This is a genomic window from Streptomyces sp. NPDC031474 (genome assembly GCF_055581185.1).
In genome coordinates this window covers 22,501-44,982 of sequence record NZ_JBVIJX010000039.1, presented here as the reverse complement: position 1 = coordinate 44,982, position 22,482 = coordinate 22,501, and the positions used below count along the sequence as shown (strand labels likewise).

At 68.8% G+C, this 22,482-nt stretch carries 20 protein-coding genes and 7 pseudogenes; 18 read left to right on the top strand and 9 right to left on the bottom strand.

The genetic code is table 11. The annotated features are described in order from the left end of the window. Positions 1–105: 105 nt before the first annotated feature. From ACZ5SK_RS45580 to ACZ5SK_RS45550, 7 genes and pseudogenes are all read left to right on the top strand, one after another. Positions 106–441 (top strand): annotated as a pseudogene (locus ACZ5SK_RS45580) (DDE-type integrase/transposase/recombinase); the annotation flags it as partial. Positions 442–646: 205 nt separating this feature from the next. After that, positions 647–1,084, top strand: a pseudogene (locus ACZ5SK_RS45575) (IS30 family transposase); the annotation flags it as partial. Then, positions 1,065–1,379 (top strand): integrase core domain-containing protein, encoded by a 315-nt coding sequence (locus ACZ5SK_RS45570; protein ID WP_468577893.1) that lies wholly within the window; start codon positions 1,065–1,067, stop codon positions 1,377–1,379. The pseudogene ACZ5SK_RS45575 and the gene ACZ5SK_RS45570, both read left to right, overlap by 20 nt. A 578-nt stretch (positions 1,380–1,957) precedes the next feature. Continuing rightward, the gene (locus ACZ5SK_RS45565; protein ID WP_457495995.1) at positions 1,958–2,203 is read left to right on the top strand and encodes a hypothetical protein; all 246 of its coding nucleotides are present in this window, start codon (positions 1,958–1,960) and stop codon (positions 2,201–2,203) included. After that, a complete protein-coding gene (locus tag ACZ5SK_RS45560; RefSeq protein ID WP_468577891.1) occupies positions 2,200–2,565 on the top strand; it encodes a hypothetical protein in 366 nt (121 codons plus the stop codon). Before ACZ5SK_RS45565 ends, ACZ5SK_RS45560 begins: the two co-directional genes overlap by 4 nt. Then, a pseudogene (locus tag ACZ5SK_RS45555) lies at positions 2,535–3,505 on the top strand (ATP-binding cassette domain-containing protein). The gene ACZ5SK_RS45560 and the pseudogene ACZ5SK_RS45555 overlap by 31 nt, the downstream one beginning before the upstream one ends. An 89-nt stretch (positions 3,506–3,594) precedes the next feature. After that, positions 3,595–4,141: pseudogene (locus tag ACZ5SK_RS45550) on the top strand (SigE family RNA polymerase sigma factor). Positions 4,142–4,163: 22 nt separating this feature from the next. On the opposite strand, the pseudogene ACZ5SK_RS45545 reads toward ACZ5SK_RS45550, so the two are convergent. Next, positions 4,164–4,343: pseudogene (locus ACZ5SK_RS45545) on the bottom strand (hypothetical protein); the annotation flags it as partial. Positions 4,344–4,423: 80 nt separating this feature from the next. On the opposite strand from ACZ5SK_RS45545, the gene ACZ5SK_RS45540 reads away from it, so the two are divergent. From ACZ5SK_RS45540 to ACZ5SK_RS45530, 3 genes are read left to right on the top strand one after another with little or no spacing between them, the layout of a single operon-like run. Beyond that, positions 4,424–5,185 carry a tyrosine-type recombinase/integrase gene (locus tag ACZ5SK_RS45540; RefSeq protein WP_334581031.1) on the top strand — a complete coding sequence of 254 codons (762 nt, stop codon included), beginning with the start codon at positions 4,424–4,426 and terminating at the stop codon, positions 5,183–5,185. A 20-nt stretch (positions 5,186–5,205) separates the two neighbouring features. After that, positions 5,206–5,484, top strand: a complete 279-nt coding sequence (locus ACZ5SK_RS45535) for a tyrosine-type recombinase/integrase (protein ID WP_334573844.1) — start codon at positions 5,206–5,208, stop codon at positions 5,482–5,484. Then, the gene (locus ACZ5SK_RS45530; protein WP_334573842.1) at positions 5,481–7,808 is read left to right on the top strand and encodes a tyrosine-type recombinase/integrase; all 2,328 of its coding nucleotides are present in this window, start codon (positions 5,481–5,483) and stop codon (positions 7,806–7,808) included. Before ACZ5SK_RS45535 ends, ACZ5SK_RS45530 begins: the two co-directional genes overlap by 4 nt. A 65-nt stretch (positions 7,809–7,873) precedes the next feature. Here ACZ5SK_RS45530 and ACZ5SK_RS45525 read toward each other — a convergent pair. The 3 genes and pseudogenes from ACZ5SK_RS45525 to ACZ5SK_RS45515 all read right to left on the bottom strand — a co-directional run. Next, a pseudogene (locus ACZ5SK_RS45525) lies at positions 7,874–8,506 on the bottom strand (IS5 family transposase); the annotation flags it as partial. Positions 8,507–8,581: 75 nt separating this feature from the next. Next, complete coding sequence (locus tag ACZ5SK_RS45520) at positions 8,582–8,812, bottom strand: hypothetical protein (RefSeq protein ID WP_334573840.1); 231 nt, start codon at positions 8,810–8,812, stop codon at positions 8,582–8,584. A gap of 188 nt (positions 8,813–9,000) precedes the next feature. Beyond that, positions 9,001–9,702, bottom strand: a complete 702-nt coding sequence (locus ACZ5SK_RS45515; RefSeq protein ID WP_468577890.1) for a DUF6192 family protein — start codon at positions 9,700–9,702, stop codon at positions 9,001–9,003. Between the two features lie 49 nt (positions 9,703–9,751). On the opposite strand from ACZ5SK_RS45515, the gene ACZ5SK_RS45510 reads away from it, so the two are divergent. After that, positions 9,752–10,477, top strand: coding sequence for a glycosyltransferase family protein (locus ACZ5SK_RS45510; protein ID WP_334573837.1), 726 nt, complete (start codon positions 9,752–9,754; stop codon positions 10,475–10,477). Continuing rightward, positions 10,405–10,821, top strand: a complete 417-nt coding sequence (locus tag ACZ5SK_RS45505) for a glycosyltransferase (protein ID WP_334573835.1) — start codon at positions 10,405–10,407, stop codon at positions 10,819–10,821. The genes ACZ5SK_RS45510 and ACZ5SK_RS45505 overlap by 73 nt, the downstream gene beginning before the upstream one ends. 401 nt (positions 10,822–11,222) lie before the next feature. Here ACZ5SK_RS45505 and ACZ5SK_RS45500 read toward each other — a convergent pair whose 3' ends face one another. Further along, positions 11,223–11,894 carry a CocE/NonD family hydrolase C-terminal non-catalytic domain-containing protein gene (locus ACZ5SK_RS45500; protein ID WP_334573833.1) on the bottom strand — a complete coding sequence of 224 codons (672 nt, stop codon included), beginning with the start codon at positions 11,892–11,894 and terminating at the stop codon, positions 11,223–11,225. 691 nt (positions 11,895–12,585) lie between these two features. Here ACZ5SK_RS45500 and ACZ5SK_RS45495 point away from each other — a divergent pair. Further along, positions 12,586–13,128: a hypothetical protein gene (locus ACZ5SK_RS45495; protein WP_334573831.1), complete on the top strand. Its 543-nt coding sequence runs from the start codon at positions 12,586–12,588 to the stop codon at positions 13,126–13,128. 148 nt (positions 13,129–13,276) lie between these two features. On the opposite strand, the gene ACZ5SK_RS45490 is transcribed toward ACZ5SK_RS45495, so the two are convergent. Continuing rightward, complete coding sequence (locus tag ACZ5SK_RS45490) at positions 13,277–13,603, bottom strand: TetR-like C-terminal domain-containing protein (protein ID WP_334573829.1); 327 nt, start codon at positions 13,601–13,603, stop codon at positions 13,277–13,279. 5 nt (positions 13,604–13,608) lie between these two features. Further along, positions 13,609–13,860 (bottom strand): TetR/AcrR family transcriptional regulator, encoded by a 252-nt coding sequence (locus ACZ5SK_RS45485; RefSeq protein WP_334573827.1) that lies wholly within the window; start codon positions 13,858–13,860, stop codon positions 13,609–13,611. A gap of 141 nt (positions 13,861–14,001) precedes the next feature. Here ACZ5SK_RS45485 and ACZ5SK_RS45480 point away from each other — a divergent pair, with 141 nt between their 5' ends. Beyond that, positions 14,002–14,652, top strand: a complete 651-nt coding sequence (locus ACZ5SK_RS45480) for a DUF1269 domain-containing protein (RefSeq protein WP_468577886.1) — start codon at positions 14,002–14,004, stop codon at positions 14,650–14,652. A gap of 810 nt (positions 14,653–15,462) precedes the next feature. On the opposite strand, the gene ACZ5SK_RS45475 is transcribed toward ACZ5SK_RS45480, so the two are convergent. Next, the gene (locus ACZ5SK_RS45475) at positions 15,463–16,638 is read right to left on the bottom strand and encodes a trans-sulfuration enzyme family protein (RefSeq protein ID WP_334573824.1); all 1,176 of its coding nucleotides are present in this window, start codon (positions 16,636–16,638) and stop codon (positions 15,463–15,465) included. Positions 16,639–17,309: 671 nt separating this feature from the next. Here ACZ5SK_RS45475 and ACZ5SK_RS45470 point away from each other — a divergent pair. Beyond that, positions 17,310–18,212, top strand: coding sequence for a LysR family transcriptional regulator (locus tag ACZ5SK_RS45470; protein ID WP_334573822.1), 903 nt, complete (start codon positions 17,310–17,312; stop codon positions 18,210–18,212). An 8-nt stretch (positions 18,213–18,220) separates the two neighbouring features. Here ACZ5SK_RS45470 and ACZ5SK_RS45465 read toward each other — a convergent pair whose 3' ends face one another. Further along, a complete protein-coding gene (locus ACZ5SK_RS45465; protein WP_468577895.1) occupies positions 18,221–19,417 on the bottom strand; it encodes an IS110 family RNA-guided transposase in 1,197 nt (398 codons plus the stop codon). Positions 19,418–19,601: 184 nt separating this feature from the next. On the opposite strand from ACZ5SK_RS45465, the gene ACZ5SK_RS45460 reads away from it, so the two are divergent. The 3 genes and pseudogenes from ACZ5SK_RS45460 to ACZ5SK_RS45450 all read left to right on the top strand — a co-directional run bounded on the left by ACZ5SK_RS45460 (position 19,602) and on the right by ACZ5SK_RS45450 (position 22,405). Further along, on the top strand, positions 19,602–20,210 hold the full coding sequence (locus ACZ5SK_RS45460; protein ID WP_334581029.1) for a transposase: 609 nt from the start codon (positions 19,602–19,604) through the stop codon (positions 20,208–20,210). 19 nt (positions 20,211–20,229) lie between these two features. Next, positions 20,230–20,394 (top strand): annotated as a pseudogene (locus ACZ5SK_RS45455) (NF041680 family putative transposase); the annotation flags it as partial. Between the two features lie 301 nt (positions 20,395–20,695). Next, positions 20,696–22,405, top strand: coding sequence for an MFS transporter (locus ACZ5SK_RS45450; RefSeq protein WP_468577884.1), 1,710 nt, complete (start codon positions 20,696–20,698; stop codon positions 22,403–22,405). Positions 22,406–22,482 lie beyond the last annotated feature (77 nt).

The following is a 22,482-nucleotide window of genomic DNA, read 5'->3' as shown; positions in this document are numbered from 1 at the left end:
GTCACGCGACGGCCCACCTCGAACGGCCCGAGGACATTACGGGCGAACTGCCGAGCAAGTCAGCCACCGAACCCCGCTGACGAATCGAGGTTAACCGCTGACGTACCCGGCGAAAAACTCGTCGGCGACATCACATACATCGCGACCGGAGAAGGCTGGCTGTACCTCGCAACGGTTATCGACTGTTGCACGAAGGAAGTCATCGGTTATGCCATGGACGACCACTACCAAACCCCACTGATATCCAGGGCGATCCGCAACGCGGCACGCAACAGGACCCTCTCGGCCGGCGCGATATTTCATTCCGACCGCGGAAGTAACGGTGGATTCAACCGGTCGTCGCAACACCCTGATCTCGGAGGTGTGCGGCGTGGCCACGGCGGACTGGAGTTTGAAGACCAGCGATGTTCCGGAGGGGCGGCGTCGGCAGTGGCGCGCTGACCGTGCGTTGCGGCCGGCGATGCGTTCGCCGGGGCGGCCTGATCCGTCTCGGGTCGTGCAGCGCCAGTTCTGGCGACTGATCGCCACGGGGGTCACGACGGTGGAGGCGTCGTTGGCGGTCGGCGTGTCGTGGCCGGTGGGTGCGAGGTGGTTTCGTCACGCCGGCGGCATGCCGCCGATCTCGTTGGCCGAGCCCTCGGGCCGGAGGATGGAGGGCTGGGGCGAGGTGCCGCCGGTGAAGAACGGCCCGCCGTTGGGCGGTTACGGCGCCGTCGCGATGAACACTGCCCTGACTGAGTCGATGACGAAGCTACCCGAGCAGCTCCGCAAGACCCTGACCTGGGACCGCGGGAAGGAACTCTCCGGGCATGCCCAGTTCGCGCTCGAGACCGGGACGAAGGTGTTTTTCGCCGATCCGCACTCGCCCTGGCAGCGACCCACAAACGAGAATACGAACGGGCTACTGCGTCAGTACTTCCCGAAGGGCACCGACCTGTCCCGGTGGTCCGCCGAGGATCTCGAAGCCGTCGCCCTGGCTATCAACAACCGACCCCGCAAGATCCTCGGCTGGAAGACCCCGGCCGAGGTCTTCGAGGAACAGCTACGCTCACTACAACAACCCGGTGTTGCAACGACCGGTTGAACTCGCCAACTACATGTCAGCCGAGTTCGGGAAGACGCTCGACCGGTTCGGGCTCCGCAGATCTTCCGGCCGCACCGGGATCTGTTTCGACAACGCTATGGCCGAATCATTCTTTGGCGCCCTGAAGAACGAGCGCGTATCAAGGGTGACTTACCTAACCTGCGAGGCCGCCCGGCAGGACATCACTCGCTACATCGAATTCTGGTATAATCGCAAACGCCTCCACTCGGCGGTGGGTTACCGCCCTCCCCGCGAAGTCCACGCCGAATACGAGAAGTTGCGAATCGCCGCGTAAAATAGACGGTCAGAAGCATGTCCGGGAAACGCGTGGCCCCTCAACCCCAGCCTGTATCTGAGGCTCGGACGTCATGCGGTGAAGAGGGACGCCGCCCGCACGGTCTACCGACACCTCAACCCATCGGCACCGCGGCTCCGACGCAACCCGCATGACCGCCCACTCAGAACTTCATGTGCTCCTGCGCGGTGATGTCCGACGGTTCGACTCCCGCCCCGGACACGGCAGCGGCCGTGGTGAGCCGTATCGCGACATCACGCGATGACAGGCCGCGGGGTGGTTTGTCGCCTCCTGCACTCCGCAGCGCCGGGACGCAGTCAGTGCTGTCCGCGGATGGTAAGCCGAGGCCGGACGCCTGTCGCCAGCGCCCGCCCCTGTGCCTCCCTGTCCGTCCTTCTGACCCCCGGCGGGCGAGTCGGTGTGTACGACGGTAACGAGATGAGGCTTGGCGCCCGGGGAGCCGCCGGGTCAGGGGATCCGTAAGCGGATCGGTAAAACCACCGATGGCGTCGCATCGGCCCCCGCGGCGACGCTGTTGCCCAGCGGGAGCCCGCATACGCATACCTCCGCACACGGGAGTGGACGCCATCGTCGAGACGGTTCTGACCCATATCCGGCCGGACGGGGTCGTCCTCCTGCATGACGGGTGCCCGCCGGACGAACTGCCGACAGGTGACCGCACCCGGCTGCGGGAGCAGACGGTCGTGGCGCTCCGCCGCCTGATCCCGGCGCTGCGCGACCGCGGATTCGTCTTCGGGACGCTTCCGCTGCCGTCCGTTCAGCCGGTAGTCGACCTGTCCGCCGACATGCTCGGGGCTGGGTGACCGCGACAGTGAACAGCATCCTCTCCAACATCGTTTTGACCGTTTCCGTCTCCTATGCCCTCCTCGCGGTCGGCTATCAGGCCGTGCAGGCGTGCTATGCCTGGCGCGCCGATCACCACAGTCCCGCCTACGTGGATCCCATGGGCGCGCTGCCCAGTTGGGGCTCACGCATCCTCCCCGCCGCCGCTCCCGGCGGGCGCGGCGACGACCTGCCGGGCAACCCGCCACCGGCGCGGGCGGTCACCGATGCGCTTTCCGGAGTGCACCCCGGCATCCCACGTCAGGCAACCGAGCAGCCCGGTCGCGAAGCGAGCAAGGAGGGCGAGCCAGGATGGACAGTGGGATCCGCATGGAGGAGCTGACCAAGAGCTACGGCTCGGTCCGCGCCCTGGACGGCGTGAACCTGCGTGTGCCGGCCGGGACCGTGCTGGGACTGCTGGGCCCGAACGGGGCCGGCAAGACCACTGCCGTCAAGATCCTGACCACGTTGGTGAAGCCCGACGACGGCATAGCTTGGGTGGGGGGATTCGATGTCGCCCGTGAGCCCTGGCAGGTGCGTCGCCGCATCGGCGTCTCCGGCCAGGAAGCGGCGGTGGATCCCCTGCTGACCGGCACGGAGAACCTCGAGTGGTTCGGCCGGACGAGCCGTCTGAGCCGGCGGCAGGCGCGTGGCCGGGCCCAGCAACTCCTGGAGATCTTCGATCTGACGGAGGTTGCCGGGCGACCAGCCCGGACCTACTCGGGCGGGACCAGACGCCGGCTCGACCTCGCCGTCAGTCTGGTCAGCAGGCCCGAGATCCTCTTCCTGGACGAACCCACGACCGGACTCGATCCGCGCAGCCGTACCGCCACCTGGGACATCGTGAAGGAACTGGTCGACGGGGGGACGACCCTGCTGCTCACCACCCAGTACCTGGAGGAGGCGGACCGGCTGGCCGACCGCGTGGCCGTGGTCGACCGGGGCCGCCTCGTCGCCGAGGGCACGGTGGAGGAGCTCAAGAGCCGAACCAGCGACGACCGCATCGAGATCGTCCCGAGCAGCCCTGAACTGGTGACTGAGGCCACGGCCATTCTCTCCCGCTATTCAACGTCCATCCCTGTCGTCGTGTGGCCGGAACGACGGATATGGGCCATGGCGCCACATGAACGGGGCCTGCTCACTCGCCTCATGCGCGACATGGACGCCGCCACATCGAACTGGAGGACATCGAGCTGCGCCGGCCGACCCTGGACGATGTCTTCCTCCAACTCACGGGCCGTCCGGCCGAGGACCCGCGGCATGGAGAGGACACGATTCGGTGACTCAGTACCGTACCGGGCGGACCCGGGACCACGAGGAACGGACCGACGGCGAAGCGGCCGGCGGAAACGGGGATCAAGAGGCGGTCGACATGGCGCAGGGAGAGGTGCTCGAGTTCGAGGAGTACGTCCGCACCCGGCAGGACGCGCTGCTGCGCAGCGCACGGCGGCTGGTACCGGACCTGGTCGACGCGCAGGACTTGCTCCAGACGGCGCTGCTTCGGACGTACGGCCGCTGGGACGGGATCGCGGACAAGTGGCTCGCGGACGCCTATCTGCGCCGGGTCATGATCAACACCCGGACCGAGTGGTGGCGGTCGCGGAAGCTGGAGGAGGTGCCGACCGAGCAGGTTCCGGACGCCTCGGTCGACGACTCCACCGAGCAGCACGCGGACCGCGCCCTGCTGATGGACGTCATGAAGGTTCTCACTCCGAGGCAACGCAGCGTCGTCGTCCTGCGACACTGGGAGCAGATGTCCACGGAGGAGACGGCCGCCGCCCTCGGCATGTCGGCCGGAACGGTAAAGAGCACGTTGCACCGGGCGCTCGCCCGGCTCCGCGAGGAGCTGGAAAGCAGGGATCACGCCGAGTTCGGCCTACGCGCGTGAGGAGCGGGAGCGTTGCGCGGCCCAGTGCTGAATTCCGCTTTCGGTGGGTATAGCTACTGGTTGCGGGTGCTCGGGGGCGGGTGCTGGACGATGGTGTTACGGGCACGGCCAGGTCGTGACGAGGGTGAGCAGGCGGTGGTCCACCGCTCGGCGCTGGTGGTGCGGCGTTCGTAGTCGCGGGCCAGGCGGCGGGTGCGCATCAGGTGGGCGAAAAGACGCTCGACGATCCACCTATCAGTTTCGTGGAATCTGACCGCAGTGGAGATCATCTCTCTGCGGTACGACCACGGACTGAGGAGATGTGTTGAGCACGGTGGTGCTGGAGGAGAAGTGGCCGGTGCTCGGCCGGCAGGAGCAGGCGGCCGGGTGGTTGCGGGTGTGGACCGACCTGGGGCGGGCGCCCCGGACCATCGATGCCTATGCCCGAGGTCTGGCCGAGTACCTGGAGATGTGCGAGCGGGAGAACGTCGATCCGCTGACCGCGAACCGGGCCCATATCGCTGTCTACGTACGGGAGTTGACCTCACGGCCGAGTCGGTGGGGCGCGAACGTGGTCTCGATCGACTCGGGCTCGGGACTGGTCAACGCCACCATTCAGCAGCGCCTTGTGCCGGTCCGGCTGTTCTACGACTTCCTCATGGAGGACGGGCAGCGCGACTCCAACCCGGTCGGCCGTGGCCGCTACACGCCCGGCCGCCGACGCGGCGGGCATGAGCGCGGCCTCGTGCCGAGGCTGACGAAGCGGCCCTGGATACCCACCGAACAGCAGTGGATGGATGTCCTCGCGGTCGCCGCCGAGGAGCCGATCCGCAACCGCGTGATGCTCGCCCTCGCCTACGACGCCGCACTGCGCCGCGAAGAGCTGTGCTCCCTGCGTACCGACGACCTCGACCCGGCTCACCGAACCCTGCGGGTGCGGGCTGAGACGACCAAGAACCGGCTGGAGCGTGTTGTCCCGTACTCCGCGCCGACCGGCGTCCTGTTGTCGGGCTACCTCGCTCACCGGGCGACGATCAGCCGGGCACGCGGACCGCTGTTCCTGTCGGAACCCGGCGCAACCACGCCCAGCCGCTGAGCCTGTGGACCTGGTCGAAGGTGATCCGCCGAATCGCGCTGGACGCTGATGTCCCGCGATTCTCCACTCACACCACGAGACACCTGTGCTTGACCGACCTCGCCCGGATGGGCTGGGAACTGCACGCCATCGCCACTTTCGCCGGCCACCGCCACACCGACTCCACGCTCACCTACATCCACCTCTCGGGCCGGGACCTGGCCGACAAGCTCAACCGTGGCATGGAGCGGATCCACGGCTGGCGGGTGCAGATGCTGGCCCGCCTGGGCGAGCCCTCGAAGGAGGCGGTCTGGCAGTGATCGCGCTGACCGCCACCTCCGCCTCCACGACGGACACCTCGCTGTCCTGGCCGTGGCCGGTTGAGCCGGACCGCTACGACCGGCGCCCCGAACTCACCGGCGACGAACGGGAGGCGCTTGTGTCCCTGGGAACGGACCTGCGCCGCTACCCCGGCGGCCACGATCCGCAGGCCCCTCAGTGGAAGACCGTTCGGCGGCTGCTTCGCCCGCTCGACGACGTGCGCGCATCGCTGTGGTGCCCGGATGACGGAAGCTACCGCCGCCGCGTCGACGACGCTATTGCTCTGATTCTCCTGCGTTGTGCTGCACACCGCCGGACGGTCTGGGCCTGGTCAGCCGAGGACTGGCTCGCTCTGATCGGCGCCAGCGCCAGGCAGTTCACCGCGAACGCCCCAGGATGGGCCGAGGGAACCGCGCGCCCGTATCTGACCGCATACGCCTACCTGCGCGGTGGCTTCACCGAGTTCGACCACCTGGGCAGCTTCCGACGGCTGCCGCTGGCCTGGCGAGTGTTCGGCAAGCGTCCGGTCGACGAAGCGCAACAGCAGGTTGCGCAGGTGCTTCGTGGCTGGGGTTATGAGGTCGAGGCCGGCATCGACCCGCGGATCTCCCCGGTCCTGTGTCGGACGCTCCTGCTCAACCGCAGCCCGATGCTCGAAGACCTGACAACCGCGGCGTTCGACCGGATCCGTCAGCACCCCGACCTGCCGGATCGATACATCGGCGCCCTCTACGGGATCCAGCGCGCCGTGGCCACGCTCGGGCACTGCTCCCTGCCGCCGACTCCGTATCGCGGGCGGATGCCCGCGGTCGAGGGGACCGCTCAGTCGTGGGCCGAACGGATCGAACGCTGGCACTCCACCAGCACGTTGTCGCGCAAGGTCCGAGACAACCACCGCTCCCTGCTGTCGAAGATCGGACGGTGGCTGGCCGACGAACATCCCGAGATCACGGAGCCGGCTCAGTGGACCCGCCAGACCTGCGCGGCCTGGGTTGCCGCGGTGGACAAGCTCCGAGTCGGGGACTACGTCCAACGAGTCGCCAGTCACGAGAAGCGGGCAGGTCAGCAGATCACACCGCACAGCAAGTCGGGCTACCTCACCGCGACCCGCGCTTTCTTCCGCGACCTGCAGGAATGGGAGTGGATACCCCGGCGGTTCGACCCCGTACGCGCGCTGTCGACGCCCCGAACCATCGCGGCGATGCTCGGCCCCGACCCGCGGGTAATAGCCGACGACATCTGGGCCAAACTGCTGTGGGCCGGGCTCAACATCGGCCCCGATGATCTGCCGACCAGACTGAACAGCCTGCGCTATCCGTTTGAGCTCCTCCGGGTTCTGTCCCTGACCTGGCTGTTCAGTGGCCTGCGCAGTGACGAGATCGCGCGACTTCGCGTGGGCTGTGTCCGCTGGCAGCACGAGGGGTTCCCGATCCCCGGTGACTCCGACGAGGTACTGGCGCGAGACGCCGTCTGCCTGCTGGACGTTTCCACTCACAAGACCGGCACCTCGTTCACCAAGCCCGTCGATCCTCTGCTGGGCAAGGCGATCGAGGCATGGCAGGAACTGCGGCCGCAGCAGCCGAAGATGCTGGACCGCAAGACCGGCGAACACGTCGATCTCCTCTTCGCGATGAGGGCCCGCCGGGTCGCCAAGACCTACGTCAACGGGACGATCATCCCGTCGCTCTGCCAGAAGGCCGGCGTCCCGACCGCCGATGTCCGGGGCAATATCACCAGCCACCGGGCCCGCTCCACGATCGCCAGCCAGCTCTACAACGCAAAGGAACCGATGACGCTCTTCGAGCTGCAAGCCTGGCTCGGTCACCGGAGCCCAGAGTCGACTCAGCCCTACGCCAAGATCACCCCGAACACGCTGGCCAGGGCCTACAACGACGCAGGGTACTTCGAGCGCAACGTTCGCACCATCGAGGTCCTGGTCGACCGGGACGCGGTCACCTCCGGGGCTGCCGCGTCGGGCGAGCCGTGGCAGTACTACGACCTCGGCCACGGGTTCTGCACCTACACGTTCTTCGAACAGTGCCCGCACCGCATGGCCTGCGCTCGCTGCGACTTCTACACGCCGAAGGACTCCAGCAAGGGGCAGCTTCTGGAGGCCAAGGACAACCTCCAGCGCATGCTGGCGAACGTCCCGCTCAGCGACGAAGAACGTGCCGCCGTCGACGACGGCCAGGCCGCACTCGACCAGCTGCTGGAACGGCTGGTCGACGTTCCCACGCCGACCGGATCGACACCCTGCGAGATCGCCGTTCCGGCGACGGCGACGCTCCTACCGATCGGTGCCGTCAACCAGGGCAAATGCTGAGCTACTTGACAAATCAGATTCCACAGAAGCTTCGGCAACAGGATGAAGCCCTTCGCGTCGTCGGGGCGGGGCACGACCTTGATGGTGATGCCGAGGGTGTTCTGCGCCCAGGCGGTGAACTCCGCTCCGCCGTAGGCGTTGTCGGCCCAGACCAGCACGATCTCGGGGTGGGCGGCGTGCAGCCGGGTGAGCAGGATGCGGGCGGCGGCCCGTTCCTGGACGTCTGCGGGGGTGACGAGCAGGTCGACGAAGAGACCGTCCTGGTCAACGATGAGGTGGCGCTTGCGGCCGTTGATGTCTTTGCGTTTGTCGTATCCGCGAGTGGCGCGGGAGACGGTCCCGGCTCCCTTGACGGACTGCGCGTCGATGATCACGCGGACCGGCCAGGGGCAGCGGTCGCTGTTGAGGCGGATGCGGCGCCGCAGCTGGTCGAGGATCTTCGTGAGCACGCCCGCCTTCGCCCAGCGGGCGAAGTATCCGAACACCGTGCGCCAGGGGATGCCGAAGTCAGCGGGAAGCGCGCGCCGCTTCGCGCCGTTGTCGGTGATGTAGCGGATGGCGTCGATCACCCGTCGGCGGGGCCATTTCTCGGGCGCTCCGCCCTTGGCGGTCTGGCAGGCGGGGATCGGCAGCAGTCCTTCGAGCTGGGCCCATTCCAGGTCGGACGTGTCCGAGGGGTAGTGGTAGCGAGGCAGCATGGCGAGGCCGGGCCGCGACCGCGGGGAGGGGAGCCAACTGCCCGGCGGTCGCGGCCCGTTGCCTTTCCGTGGTGGTCATTCCAGGTGGGCCAGGAGTTCGAAGGTGGACTCGACCGCCCTCATCTGCGTGATCACGGTGCGGATGTAGGGGTCGTCGGGCTCCTTCTTCTCGTGGGAGAGCAGGATGCCCTCGATGAAGTTGGCGACGCGGTGGCGGAGGATCTCGAAGAACGCCCGCTCGTAGCCGATCCACACTTCCGGCGCGTCGTCGAGCATCCGGTAGCCCCACGTCTTGTCCCAGGTCACCGGCGGCAGACCGCGGGCAGCCGCGATCTTCCGGAGGCTGGCGATCCCGGTGTATGCCTGGGAGCGGGTGCGCTCGGCTCGGTGGCCGCCATCAGCCGGGTGATGTCCAGCCCCGACGGGCGGGCCTCCTGGAGAGCCTTGAGGACGGCTTCGGCATGGACGTGAGCGGGGACGCCCCGCCCCATCGCCTACTCGCCCGACCCTTTCAGCAGCCTCATCAGCTGCTCGTCCAGGTCGACCTCGCCGCGGGTGACGGCGTTTTCGATCCAGTCCGCCGCGGCGCGCACCCGCGACAGGCCGCGCTCGATGGTGTCGCGTTCGGCGGCGTCGTAGGAGGCGCCCTTCAGGTGCACGATCCGGCCGGCCGTGGCGACGAACTGGGCGCAGGCCGCGACCAGGTCCATGAACTGCGTGCCGTGCTCCATCCGCGCCAGCTGCGGGGCGGCCTCCTGGTGGACGTACTGGGCCTGCTGGCGGAACCGGTCGAACTGCGCCTCGTTCACGGCATGCCGGGCCGTGTCGTCGGCCATCGCCTTCGACGCGACCGCGGGACGGCGCAGGAAGTCCGTGGTCACCACCGCCGCGACCGCGTCGTACGAGGCCAGGTCGTGGATCGCCTCGACCTTCTCCTGGACGTCCTGCGGGGAGTCGACCTTCCAGCCCACCACCCGTTTCGCACTGTCATGGGTCCACCGCGGCGTCCCGTAGCGCGGGTGGGGCGGGGGGTTGTTGACCGCCTCGAACCGCTCCGCCTCGTCACCGATCGCGGCCAGGATCTTGTGGATGGTGTGCGACACGTCCGGGCGCCGGCGCTGCTTCGGCCAGCGCGAGGACACCCACCGGTAGTCCCGCACCGTCGTGTAGGCCAGGCCGATGTCCTCCGCGAACATCCGGCGAATCCTGTTCAGTGCCCCGGGCTCGGCCGCGCACGTCTTTCCCATGGTCCCGACCGCTCAGGCGCTGCGGTCGGCCGGTCATGACATCCTGTTCGCCGGGCAGGCCCCGGTCACCGTGTTGAGGCCGACCGGGTTTCCCCTGGTCGAGGTGGGCGACGGAACCACCACGGCCGAGATCTTCGCTCGCTTCAGCAAGAACGGGCCGAAGGAGCTCACGCAGGAGGAGATCAACCGCCTTGCCGTGATCGGCTTTGCCGAGCACAGCCGGTCCGCCCTCGGCGATCTGTTCCGGCTGGCCGAGACGTGGTGGCCGGACGTGATCGTGCACGCCACGATGCAAGGCACGGCGCCACTCGTCGCGGCCGTGATGGGCATCCCAACGGTGGTCCACAACTTCGGGGTGACCGCGGGCCTGCCCTACGTCGAAGGGATGGCCGCCGAGTTGGCCGGCGAGTACCGGGCCCGCGGGGTGACCGGGCCGCCTGAGCGCACCGTGCTCGACGTGGTCCCCGCCTCGCTCGGCGGCGACGGCACGGGCCGGCGGGTCAGGTACGTGCCGTTCAACGGCGGCGGCCCGCTGCCGGCGGACCTGGTCGCGCGCGGCGAACGGCGGCGGTTGTGGTCACGCTCGGCACGGCTCTGTCGCGGACGGCAGGTGCGCGGTACGTCGTCCGGCTCATCGAGCAGGCGGCCACGGTGGACGCCGACTTCCTGCTCGCCCTCGGCGGCGCAGACCTCGCGCCGCTGGGCGAACTGCCGCCCAACGTAAGGCCGTTGTCGGACTGGGTGCCGCTTGCCCAGCTGCTGTCCGGCTGCGACGCCGTGGTCCACCACGGCGGAGCGGGCACCATGATGGCGGCGGCGACCGTCGGCATCCCGCAGCTGTTCCTGCCGAGTGACGCCGACCACTTCACCAACGCCGCGGCTGCCGTTGCCCAGGGCTTCGCCCTGCGCGCCGAGCCCCAGGGGGTGGACGGCGACCTGCTCGACACCCTCCTGAACGACGACGCCCTGTGCAAGGCTGCCCTTGCCATGCGGGACGAGATCGCCGCGCTTCCCTCCCCGGCCGACATGGTCCGCAACATCGAGAGCCTGGCGACCGCCGCGCGCTGAGCACCGCGTCGCCTCCCGCCCTGGCTCGCTCCTGACACTCAGCGCCGCCGCACGTGCGTACCTGCCTCGACTGGGCCGAGCAACGTCTCTGCTTGACGGGCGGTCTGGGCGCGTCCGTCTTCCGCCACGCGGTCGAGGAGTCGTGACTCGTCCGCGTGGACGTGATGCAGAAGCGTCACCTCGGTTGCGCGCGGAGGTGGACGGATCATCCCGAAGGATCTGATCTGCGGGTCCGAAGAGCGCGGCATGGTCTGGCGACGCGCTCGATCCGTGGCCCGGTATGGTCCATTCTCCGGTAGAACCGGCGCAGCAGCGGGCGCACGCCCCGCTGGACTGCACCCGCGCCGCCCGCGTGGTCCTCGTGCTCGCGGGTGGCGAGCGTTCGGGGAGGGGCTGGAGCGTCACGCGTCCACCACCTGTGGATCGCGCCAGGCAGGGGCGGCTCGGTGAGCGTGCCGGCCATGACGTGGGCCATCGCGCAGCACATGCGCGTGGCCGGGGAGGCGCGACGGCGCTCGTGGCTCCCGCACGAGCCGCCGGTCCACTGGCCGTTCGCCGCGAGCGTGACCATCGCATTGGCCAGCCTCTGCACGTCCACCGTCGACCATGTTTGCGACCCGGTCCACTCCCCGCGGCATCCGGCCGCTCGCGACCGCGGGGAGCCTGGTGGGGGGCGGACGCTCTGGGTGTCGGCACCGCCCGGACTGGAGGGTCAGGGCACGACGGGCAGCAAGGCGCGGGGAATCGAATCGTCCGCCGGTGCCGATGGTGTTGGTGCCGGCGTTCCGCGTGGCCAGTGCGTTGGTGTCGGGGCCGGCCTGGCCCGTCCGCGGGGGTGTCAGCGGTCCCGTGAAGTGGCCTGCGATTTCGAGGACGAGGATTTCTCCGGGGTGGATGAGCATGCCGGTCGGCCACAGACCGAGATCGAGCTGTACGGGGATCCCCGGTTCGACGAGGTCCTCGCGTTCGTGGGAGAGGTACGGCTCCAGCGTCATCGATTTTTCTGCGTCGAGGGCCCGGTGGGAGGCGCAGATCCGGCCGAGCGGGCCTGCGTAGGCGAGCGCGGACGGCACTTGCCGTCCTGTTCGAGGGACCGCACGAACGTCCTCCAGGACCTCGATGTCGACCTGGACGGGCCGCGCGCCCTCGGCGTGCACACTGCCGGCGGGGATGAGCCGGGTCCCCGGAGCCGCTCGTGGTCGAGCCGGTCGACTGCGACCACCGGTGTTCCAACGGGGTGCCACCTCGATCGAAATCGAGCTCGTCGGAGTGGTCGCTGACCCATGCCCGGTTCACCGCGCCGAAACTCACCGGCACGCGAACGTCGGCCAGGATTCGGGTTCTCCGAGCGCGACGGCGAGGGTTGCTGATCCGGTAGCGCGTGCCTGCGTTTCACGCCCATCCGTGCAGCCAACGGGGGTGGTACGAGGTGTCGGCTCCTCCCGGCGGTCGTGTCCTCGCTGGACATGGCGTCCTCCCTGTCCGTGCGGTGGCTCGGCTGCGGCCGGCCGGTCCACGCATGCGTAACGCTGCGTGGCCCTGGGGAAGGGAGGAACAGCGCCTTCCGTTGATTGGAAACGGGGCAACGGTGTAGACCGGGGCAATCGGCGCTGGCAGCCACCGGCAGCACCTCCGGCAACAGTCGGACCGGACCATCCTGCTCAGCAGCCTCGCCCCGAGCCCATTCCGGCTGTCTCGTGCGCTTGGCCGCACCGCCAGGGCACCGCCCGCGCGGCGGCAACATCCTTCCTATACGGTTCCGGCATGTCCGATCTCGACGCCGAGCAACCGTCGGCCACCGGCTCCCCGGAACCTTCTGCTCATGAGCTCGAAGTCTGGCGCGAGCGGCTCAAGGAACGGATCTACGCGGTGATCACCATGCTCGCCGTGGTGGTCGGACTGGCGCAGAACGTGCATACCGGGCACAGCACGGCAGCGCTGTACGTCACGGGCACCGCGGTGGGCTTGTGGCTGGCGACGTTGGTGGCCGACATGCAGGCCCACCGCGTCGTGCATCAACGGTTGGCCAACCGCCGCGAGGTACGGCGCCTGCTGTTCGTCAGCAGCCCGTTGCTCAGCTGTGCCGCGGGCCCGCTTCTGATGATCGCCCTGTCGGCGGGCGGCGACTTCGATCTGTCCACCGCGCTGTGGATCGCGGTCGGCGTGGACGTCGCCTCGATGGCGGTCTGGGGCTTCGCGGGCGGGCTGCGGATGGGCGGTGGGGTACTGCCTTCGTGCGTGGCGGGGCTGATGGACGTGGCGATCGGCTCGGGCGTGGTGATGGTGAAGGTGATCACTGGGCACTGAGGGCGTCGGCGGGGGGCGATGTCCCTGGTCCGGAGCATCGGCTTCAGCCGTCAATGGCCCGGCCCTGCGGGTGAGGCCGGGCACGTGCGGGGTCGATGTGCCGGTCGGCCGCTGTGCGAACCGTTCGGTATCGGACTGAGTGTGGCTGTCACGTGTTCGGCTGCCAGGCCGCGAGGGCGGCGTCCACCGTGTGGGCCACCGTCTCCCTGTCCGGCTGCGCGCCGAGCATGAGCCGCAGGAAGAGCAGGGGGCCGAGGATCCGGGAGGCCAGGTCCTCGGTGTGGTCTTCGACGCCGGCGCGTAGTTCACCACGTGCGACGGCGGCGGCGAGCGCGTCGGTGAGATGCTCGCCGGCCCGGCCGAAGATGTCGTCGCGCAGGCTTCGCGTGTCCGGGTCCCGCACAGCGCGCTCCATGACGGTAGCGATTACGGAAGCGGAGACCGGCTGGTTGAGCCAGTCGGCTTGCTGCTGCATATGCGTCACCAGTTCGTCGCGGAACAGGCCGTGACCCAGGGTGAACGGGGGTGGGCGGCGCTGGTCAGCGTATCCAGAAGGAGGGACTGTAGGCCGGGCCAGTGCCGGTAGACGGTGGCGCGGCCCATTTTGGCCCGTGCGGCGACGGCGGCGTGGGTGATGCGTCCCGGTCCTCCTTCGGCGAGGAGTTCGGTGGCGGCGGCCAGGATCTTGGTGCGGCTGCGGCGGGCGCGGGGGTCGCTATGCGTACGGGGCATCGGGGCGCTCTCCTTCCGAGCAACTTGTGAGACGGCTTGACTCACAAGCTCGCTCTGATACATACTGTCTCACAGATGGCGAGGTGCTCGCGGCAGCGAGCCCCGCACGTCATCACCCTTGAGGCTCCAAGGAGAGAACTCATGTCTGTGACCATGAATGAGAACGCCATCGTCCTCCGTTTCGCCGACCGTGCCACCGCCTACCAGGCGCTCAGCGAGCTGAAGCACCTCAACTCCGCCACCACCGAGGTCCGTGGCGCCGTCCTGATCGAGCGCATGGACGACGGCACCGTCCACCTCCCCGAGGGCATGGAAACGGAGTCCGGACGCGGCACCGCGGTCGGTTCGCTGGTCGGTTCGCTGGTGGGCATCCTTGGCGGCCCCCTCGGGCTGTTGATGGGCTGGGGCATCGGTGCGCTGATCGGCGGAGGACACGACTACAAGCGGGCCACCGAAGCGGCCGAGGCCGTCGGTGCCTTCACGCCGCATGTCCCGCCGGGCGGCACCGTCATCCTGGCCGGCATCGAGGAGGCCGACACGGAGGCGATGGACCTGCTGGCCATACGCTACGGTGCGGCCCTCGAACGCCGCCCCGCCGACGACGTGCGGGCTGAACTGAAGGCGATGGAGAAGGCGGTCGACGAGATCAGGAAGCAGGAAGCCAAGGGCAAGCGCGACCTCAAGCGCGCCGACCGCGAGCACAAGGCCAGCGAGCGGAAGAGCAAGGACAGCGCCGACACGCCCGGGCCGAACCTTGCCCCGGCCGTCACGTCGGCCACGGACGCGGGGTAACACCCCCCTACCCCGCAAGGTGGGGGCGGGCCGGCCAGGTCCGCTCCCACCGCGCCATCGGCTGCTGCGTCGGTCACCAGGAGAAACTTGGCCGCCTCCAGCCGGGTGTGCTCCGCGTAGTGGGCCGGCGCCATGCCCAACTCGTCGCGGAACATCACGGCGGGTTCGAGGACGACCGCGTCCAGGAACCTGGCGCAGGCGGCGCGTGGTGGGCGCCCCGGCCTCGGACCCCCGAACTCGGCCTGCCCGCCCGGAGGTTGCAGGAGGACGACCATCCACCGGGCAACCTGGCGGGCAACGTCGGCGCCGTAGTCGTTCTCGATCATGGCCAGGACCAGGTCGGTGCTCGCGCTGAGCTCGGCGCCGGTGACGGAGGGGCAGTCTTCGATGAAGAGGGCGTCCGAATCCACCATGACGTGGGGGTACTCCAGGGTGAACCGCGTACAGCGTGTCGAGTGGCTCGTCGCCCGGCGTCCGTCCAGCATCCCGAGGGCGGCCGACGCGAAGGCCCCGGTGCAGACGGCGGAGATCCGCCACACCCGTCGGCTCGCGGGCTGCCGCCAGCGCCTCGCAGACCGCGTTCGACGTCAACTCCTCCGGTATGTCATGCGTGCCCAGGGCGAAGGTGCCGCCGATGACGTGCCCTTGCATCCTGTACCAGTACCGGCCGAGTGCTGCGCTCTGCGGCGTCGGGGGTCGTGATTGCCGGTCATGGAAACGGCTGTAGGTACTTCTCGGCGTCCCGGCCCGACCCTGTGTCAGGGCGTGGGCAGCGCCGTGTGCAGAGCTGCGGTGAGGTCCGCGATGAGGTCATCGGGGTCTTCCAGCCCACCGCCAGACGCAGCAGGCCGTGGGCGCGAAACACCTCGAGGAACATGGCCGCGCGAGCGGCGGGGCGTCCTCGTAGACGATGAGGGTCTCGTCGTGGCCGAGCGACACGGCGGAGGTGATCAGCCGCAGGCTGTTGACGAAGGCATTGCGGGTGTCGTGCTCGGCATCGAGAGCGAACGCGATCAGCGCGCCGAATCCCTGCCCGCCGAACTGGCGCCTGGCCAGCTCGTGCTGCGGGTGTGCCGGAAGCCCTGGGTAGGCGACGTGTAGCACGCGGGGATCGCCGTCGAGGAACTCAGCCACGCGCTGGGCGCCGGCGAAGTGCTGGCGCAGGCGAAGCGGCAGCGTGGTGCAACCACGGGAGATCAGCCAGGCGTTGAACGGGGAGATGGCAGCGCCCACGTTGATCGTGGCTTCGGCCTTGATCGGGACGATCAGCTCCCGCGGCCCGATGACGGCTCCGCCCATCGCGTTGCCGTGCCCGTTGATGTACTTGGTCAGGGAATGCATCACCAGGTCGGCGCCGTGCTCCAGTGGACGGAACAGCGGCGGGGGTGTGCAGGTGGAGTCCACGGTCAGCAGCGCGTCGGCCGCATGGGCGATGTCGGCCAGGGCCTGGATGTCGGCAGTCTTGGCGGTCGGGTTGGCGATGACCTCGGTATGGATGATCCGGGTGGTGGGGCGCATCGCAGCGCGTACGGCATCGAGGTCGGTGACGTCGACGAACGTCGCCTCGATACCGGACTTGACCGGCAGTAGTTCGGCGAACAGCCGCCATACCGCGCTGTAGGTGACATCGGAGACGATGACATGGTCCCCGGCGCGCAGATGCGTGAAGAACGCGGCGTACAAAGCCGCCATGCCGCTACCCAGCACGACCGCGTCCTCGCCACCCTCCATGATGGCGAGCTTGGCCTGGAGCCCGAGCTGATTCGCGCCGGACTCGCGGGTGTAGACGAGCAGATCGGGATTGTCCTGGTCGAGCGTGAACGGGTCCTTTGGCAGGCCGTAGGAGTTCGCCATGATGATCGGTGTACGGATCGCGCCCGTGGTGGCGTGGGCCTGGTTCCCGGAGTGCACCGCCTGGGACTGGAAGGCGAGCGTGGCCGGATCGTGCTTGTCGGGCCGGGCGGGCGGAGTGGACGGGTTCGGCATCGGACTCCATCGAATCACTGTGGGCGATCTCTGCCCCGGCAACTGGGCGGAACAGCCCGGCCGCTGCCGTCCGACGTGCCCCGCGACAGACTCCGAGCCGTTCGGGCAACAGGCCGAATACTCCCTGTCCTCCGCGGCCGGCCGCGGAGGACAGGGAGTATTCGGCGGATCGCGCCAACCGGCCTCAGGACCGGATCGCTGCGCGGCGGCGGGTCACCGCATCGTGCGAGGGGAGGAGGGCAGGCGGCGCTGCCGGAGCCCGACGTCAGACGCGGACGGCCTGCGTCGAGCAGCGGAGCGCAACCCGCGGTTCCCTAAGGTGACCTTAGAGTGCAGTAAAACGACCTTGCGTCCAAGTGGCGTCTCCTGACCAGCACATCTGGCAGCCGCGATGCCTGTGCGACGGGCAGGCAGCGTCCGTGACAGCTGCCCCGCTGGAGTAAGAACCCAGTGAGAGAGGGCGCGTTGACGCCGCACGGCTCAGACCTCCGGTCAGCTGCCGCAGTGCGGGCAGTGCGGGCAGTGCGGGGGGCAGGACCGTGGCGGCGACTCGCCGTATCTTCGCGGCGTGCTCGCAAGCCCATCTTCCGCCGCTCACCAGGACTTTCGGGAATCCGAGATCACTTATGCTGAGTCGGACAACAGCGATACTCTCGCGGAGGCCTGGCGTCATGGGTCTGGATCTCAACCTGCTGGTCCCGTTGAACGCACTGTTGCAGGAACGCAGTGTGACGCGGGCGGCACACCAGCTCGGTCTGAGCCAGCCCACCGTGAGCGCCTCGCTGGCCCGGTTGCGCCGCCACTTCGGCGACGAACTGCTCACCCGCGTGGGCAACGTCTACGAGCTCACGCCGCTGGCTGTACGCCTGGCTGAGCAGACCGCGCAGGCGCTCGGCTCGGCGGACCGGGTCTTCCAGATCGGCCCCGCCTTCGACCCCGCACTAGCGGGACGCGAGTTCACCCTGGCGGTGAGCGACATGCATCTGGCCACCTTCGGCCGGGCCTTGGCGGCTCTGGTACGAGACGCGGCACCAGGGTTGCGGCTGCGGTTCCAGCACATCACCCCGTACATCGTCGGCCATGCCCATGATCATCTACGCACCGTCGACGGCATATTGCTGCCGCAGGGGCTGGTGGCGAATCTTCCGGCCATCGACCTGTACGAGGACCGCTGGGTGTGCGTCGTGGCGTCCGACACCGCCATGCCGGAGCCGCCGACCTGCGAGGAACTCGCCGTACGCCCGTGGGTGCTGCCCTATCACTTCCCGACGATGGGCTTCTCGCCCCTGCGCCGACTGCATGCAGAGGGCTTCGAACCGCGCGTCGAGATCACCGTCGAGAACTTCCTCACCATCCCGTACCTGATCGCCGGCACCGACCTGGTGGGCGTGATCCCCGAACGCGCTGCCCGCCTGTTCCCCACAGGCTGCGGCACGGTCGTGGTCGAGCAGCCCTTCGAAATGGGGCGGCTGGTGGAATCCCTGTGGTGGCACCCCCTGCACGATCGCGACCCCGCGCACATCTGGCTGCGGAAGACCGCGGCCCGGGCCGGCCGACTGGTCGCCGCTTCCTAATGGTGTTGTCAAGCTGCTGTAGCCGCTGGGGGCGTCACTTCGTAACACCGTCGGTCACGGATCAGAGCCCACAGGACGTTGACGCGTTGGCGGGCAAGGGCGAGCACGGCCTGGACGTGCTTCTTGCCCTTGGCACGTTTGCGGTCGTAGAACTTCCGTGAGTTCGGGTCGCAGCGGACGCTGGCCAGGGTGGAGGTGTGGAAGACGCGCTGGAGTGTTCGGTGGCAGGCGATCGGCCGGTGGAGGCTGCCGCTGACCTTGCCGGAGTCGCGAGGTGCGGGGGCGACGCCGGCGAAGGCCGCCAGGGCGTCCGGGGAGTCGAAGTCGTCCAGACTGCCGCCGACAGCGGCGACGAACTCGGCGCCCAGTACGGTGCCGATGCCCGGGACGCTCAGGACGATGTCAGCGAGTTCGTGTTCGCGAAATTGGCCCTCGATGAGCTTGTCGATCTCGGAGATCTGCTCGTTGAGGGCCATCACCTCCTCGGCCAGGGTATGGACCAGCTTCGCGGTGGTCTTCTCCCCGGGGACAGCGGTGTGCCGGCGCTCGGCGGCCTCGACCGCGGCTTCGGCCAGGGATCTCGCGTTGCGGACCTTGCGGTTGGCCAGCCACTTCGTCAGCCGTGCGGCGTCGGCGCGGCGGATCGCGGCCGGGGTCTGGTAGCCCGTCAGCAGCTTGAGCGGGCCGGTGTTGGTCAGTTCCAGGGGCCGTTCCAGGGCCGGGAACATGCTCAGCAGGGTGCCGCGCAGGCGGTTCACCACGCGGGTGCGGTCCTCGACCAGATCGGCACGGCGCCCGGTCAGCAGCTTGAGCTCGATGGCGGCTTCGTCGCCGGGACGGATGGGCCGCAGGTCGCGGCGCATCCTGGCCTGGTCGGCGATCACGTAGGCGTCGCGGGCGTCAGTCTTGCCTTCGCCGCGGTAGCCGTCGGCCGCCCGGTTCACCAGGCGGCCGGGAACGTAGAGGACTTCCTGGCCGTGGTTGACCAGCAGCGCCAGCAACGGCGCGGGCTCGCCGCCGGTCATGTCGATGGCCCAGGTGACCTGACGGCCGTCGGCCGGGTCCAGGACGTCACCGATCAGTTTCAGCAGCTCGGGTTCGTCATTGGGGACCCGCCGCGACAACAGCGTCTTGCCGTCGGCATCCAGTGCGAGGCCGTGGTGGTGGCCCTTGCCGCTGTCGATCCGCGCCCATATCCGGCTCATCATGCTCCTGACCCGCTTGTTCGTGCTGTTCGTGGCCACGGACGACCTCGCCGGCATTGCTCTACACAGCGACAGATTCGCACTTCCTAATCGGCGGCCGAGTCGTCGTGGGGCGCCGGGCGGCGAAGCGGCGTAAGCCACGAGCTGGCAGCAGCCTGATAGCCACACCCGGCGTCCCTGGGCGATCCAACCCTACGAATGGCTCGATCAACCCGATCAAGAAGGTAGAGCCAGCCTGAGCGATCCGGACTCACTGCTGCAACTGGGCAAACGGGGCGGCTACCTGCAGGGATACAACCTGCAGATCGTGTGCGCGCGCCGCCAGATACTGCTGGCCATCGCCCTGCACGACAACCCGTCGGACCGCACAGCACTGATCCCGATGGTCAGGAAGACCCAGGACAACCAGCACGCGGCAGGTCTGTCTGGCGACATCCTGCTCTGGCTCGCGCACAGCGGATACGCCAGCGCCGCCTCCTTCGAGGAGCTCGCCGACCTGCCGCTCCTGGTCTCGGTCACCAGCGAGGCTGACCAGGCAGGATTCCCCGCGAAGCGCCAGGCCGCCCCCGCCGGCCAACAGGCCATGGCCGACCGCCTGGCGACCCCGACCGGCCGGGCCCAGTACCGCCAGCGCAGCGCTCTCGTCGAGCCGGGATTCGCCCAGCTCTTCCAGCGATTCGGCCGACACCTCAACTACCGCGGACGCCGAGCCGTCGACACCGAGATCAAGCTCCTCGGCACCGTCCACAACCTCAGCAAACTCCTCGTCGGCACCGCAAAATCGCGCTCTTGACTCCAGGACGGGGGAAGTCGTGCGACAGCCTCTCACCTGCCCGGCCCGTGCACCGAAACCCTCAACGCCCGGACCAGGCAGGCCACTTGCCTCGAAGAACCGACGGCCCGTCACCCGCTACGACGTGGGCAAGACCGTGAAACGACCCGAGAACATCACCGAACGAAACCGACTCAGACCATAAAGAACAAGCTCAGGGATGGTGCGCTGCGAAACCGCGGATCAGCGGCGGCTTGTTCGTCTAATGAACATGACCGTTGAGCGTGACGGGGGTCACTCCTAACTTGACGCTGCTCGGCCGGTCGCCGCCGCGCCGAGCAGCCTTCTGAATCAGGTCCGGTGGATGGGCGACGCGGAGACGCTCCGCGAGCTCAGGGGCGGCATGGCAGCGGTGTTGCCGGGATGACCGCGACAAAAAGCACCCACAGCAGGGTCCGGCAGCGGACGCCGGTTCCACAGCAGCGCTTCACGCCAAGGAGTCGTCCATGGTTCAGATCGATTCACCCAAGGCGGTAGAGGGAGAGGGTGGCAGATACACCCTGACCTCGGGCACCCTGGCCGCGGTGGTTCTCGCCGTGTGCCTCGCGCAGATGGCCCTTGCCGTCCCTTCGCTCATCACCGGGCTGCTTCAGCAGGATCTCGCGCCGTCGTCGGCCCAACTGACGTGGGTCGCCGACGCCTTCTTTCTTCCTGTCGCCGCGTTGGAACTGGGCTTCGGCGTGTTCGGCGACCTGTTCGGCCGTAAGCGTCTGCTCGTGGGGGGCGCCGCGCTCATCGCGGTCGGCTCGACCGTCGCGGTCCTGGTGCCGGGTTCGGGATACTCGACCGACACCCGGGTGTCGTTGCTGATCCTCGCCCAGCTCCTCAGCGGCATCGGGGCCGCGGCCATCTTCCCGACGAGCCTCGCCATGGTGGCGGCCGGCACCCACACCACCGCCACCCGCGCTCGTGGCGTGGCGATCTGGGCCGCCGCGCTGTCGATCGGCGGTTTCCTCGGACCGCTCCTTGCGGGCCTCTCCACCAAGATCCACAGCGGCTGGGCCGGCAACGCGAACTGGCGCTGGGCCTACGTCGGTGTCCTCGTCATCGCCGCGGTGAGCGCGCTCCTGTCCCTGGCCTTCGCCCGCGACTCCTCCGCGCCCGAGGGCCGGTCCCTCGACTGGCCGGGGCAGATCACCTCCGCACTCGGCCTGTTCGCTCTGCTCTACGCCGTGATCCAGGGCTCCGAGAGCGGCTGGGGGAGCCCGCAGATCGTCATCGCGTTCCTCGCCGCGGCCGTGCTCCTCGGGCTGTTCGTCTTCGGGGAGAACCGTACGGACGCGCCGCTCCTTCTCCTGAGCGTCTTCAAGAACCGGGCGTTCGCCGTGAACTCGGTGGTCACCGTGATCGGGATGTTCGGCTTCCTCGCGATCATGTACTCCACCAGCATCCGCCTCACCATCGTCCAGGGATTCAGCCCACTGCGGGCCACTGTCGCCTACCTCTTCTTCGGAGGCATCGGCCTTGTGCAGCTGCCCCTCACCTTCAAGCTGCTCGAGCGGTACAACCCCCGGTGGGTTCTCTTCAGTGGCCTGACCCTCATCGGCGCCAGTGGGCTGTGGTTCGCCGGCATTCCGACCAGCAACCGGGCACTGCCGTCCATCTTCGGACCGCTGATCCTCGCCGGCGTCGGCTCGGCACTGGCCTTCGCCGCCATCAGCGCGGTCGCGGTCAACACGTTGCCCAACCACCTCGCCGGCATGGCAAGCGGCGCCACGAGCACGTTCCGGGACCTCGGGTTCGCGCTCGGCCCCGCGATCATGAGTGCTGTCGCACTGAGCCAGGCCGCCAAGGAGATCTCCCGCAACCTGGCCGGCAATCCGACCCTGAGCAAGGCCTACGCGGCTTTCCAGGCGGCCCCGGCCCATGCTCCCGCGGATCAGAAGCCGCAGTTGGAGGCGGCGGTGCACGCCGTGGGCTCGGGCCCGCTCGGCGCCAACTCGGTGCCGGGCAGCATCACTTCGCCGGACGGTCACGTCATCCCCTTCAACCCGCTCAAGGACGTCGCTTTCCACGCCCTCAGCAGCAGCTACTCCCTGGCGTTCGTCCTCGGTGGCGCGGCCGCTCTGGTGGCGGCGGCGCTCACCCTCGTAGGCGGGCCCGGTGGCGTGGACCAGGCTCATCTCGACGACGACCCGCACACCCTCGACGGCTGACCGCCCGACGAGCACGCCGGCGCCGGGACAACCGGAGCGCTCGCCGCGACTCCCCGAAAGCGGTGGTCGCGGCGGGC

Bases quoted from the DNA above. Each gene is read 5' to 3' on its own strand.
- ACZ5SK_RS45515 (WP_468577890.1), bottom strand. From the start codon at position 9,702: ATGTTCGCGGAGGACATCGGCCTGGCCTACACGACGGTGCGGGACTAC.
- ACZ5SK_RS45510 (WP_334573837.1), top strand. From the start codon at position 9,752: ATGGTCCCGACCGCTCAGGCGCTGCGGTCGGCCGGTCATGACATCCTG.
- ACZ5SK_RS45495 (WP_334573831.1), top strand. From the start codon at position 12,586: ATGTCCGATCTCGACGCCGAGCAACCGTCGGCCACCGGCTCCCCGGAA.
- ACZ5SK_RS45490 (WP_334573829.1), bottom strand. From the start codon at position 13,603: ATGCAGCAGCAAGCCGACTGGCTCAACCAGCCGGTCTCCGCTTCCGTA.
- ACZ5SK_RS45485 (WP_334573827.1), bottom strand. From the start codon at position 13,860: ATGCCCCGTACGCATAGCGACCCCCGCGCCCGCCGCAGCCGCACCAAG.
- ACZ5SK_RS45480 (WP_468577886.1), top strand. From the start codon at position 14,002: ATGTCTGTGACCATGAATGAGAACGCCATCGTCCTCCGTTTCGCCGAC.
- ACZ5SK_RS45475 (WP_334573824.1), bottom strand. From the start codon at position 16,638: ATGCCGAACCCGTCCACTCCGCCCGCCCGGCCCGACAAGCACGATCCG.
- ACZ5SK_RS45470 (WP_334573822.1), top strand. From the start codon at position 17,310: ATGGGTCTGGATCTCAACCTGCTGGTCCCGTTGAACGCACTGTTGCAG.
- ACZ5SK_RS45465 (WP_468577895.1), bottom strand. From the start codon at position 19,417: ATGAGCCGGATATGGGCGCGGATCGACAGCGGCAAGGGCCACCACCAC.
- ACZ5SK_RS45450 (WP_468577884.1), top strand. From the start codon at position 20,696: ATGGTTCAGATCGATTCACCCAAGGCGGTAGAGGGAGAGGGTGGCAGA.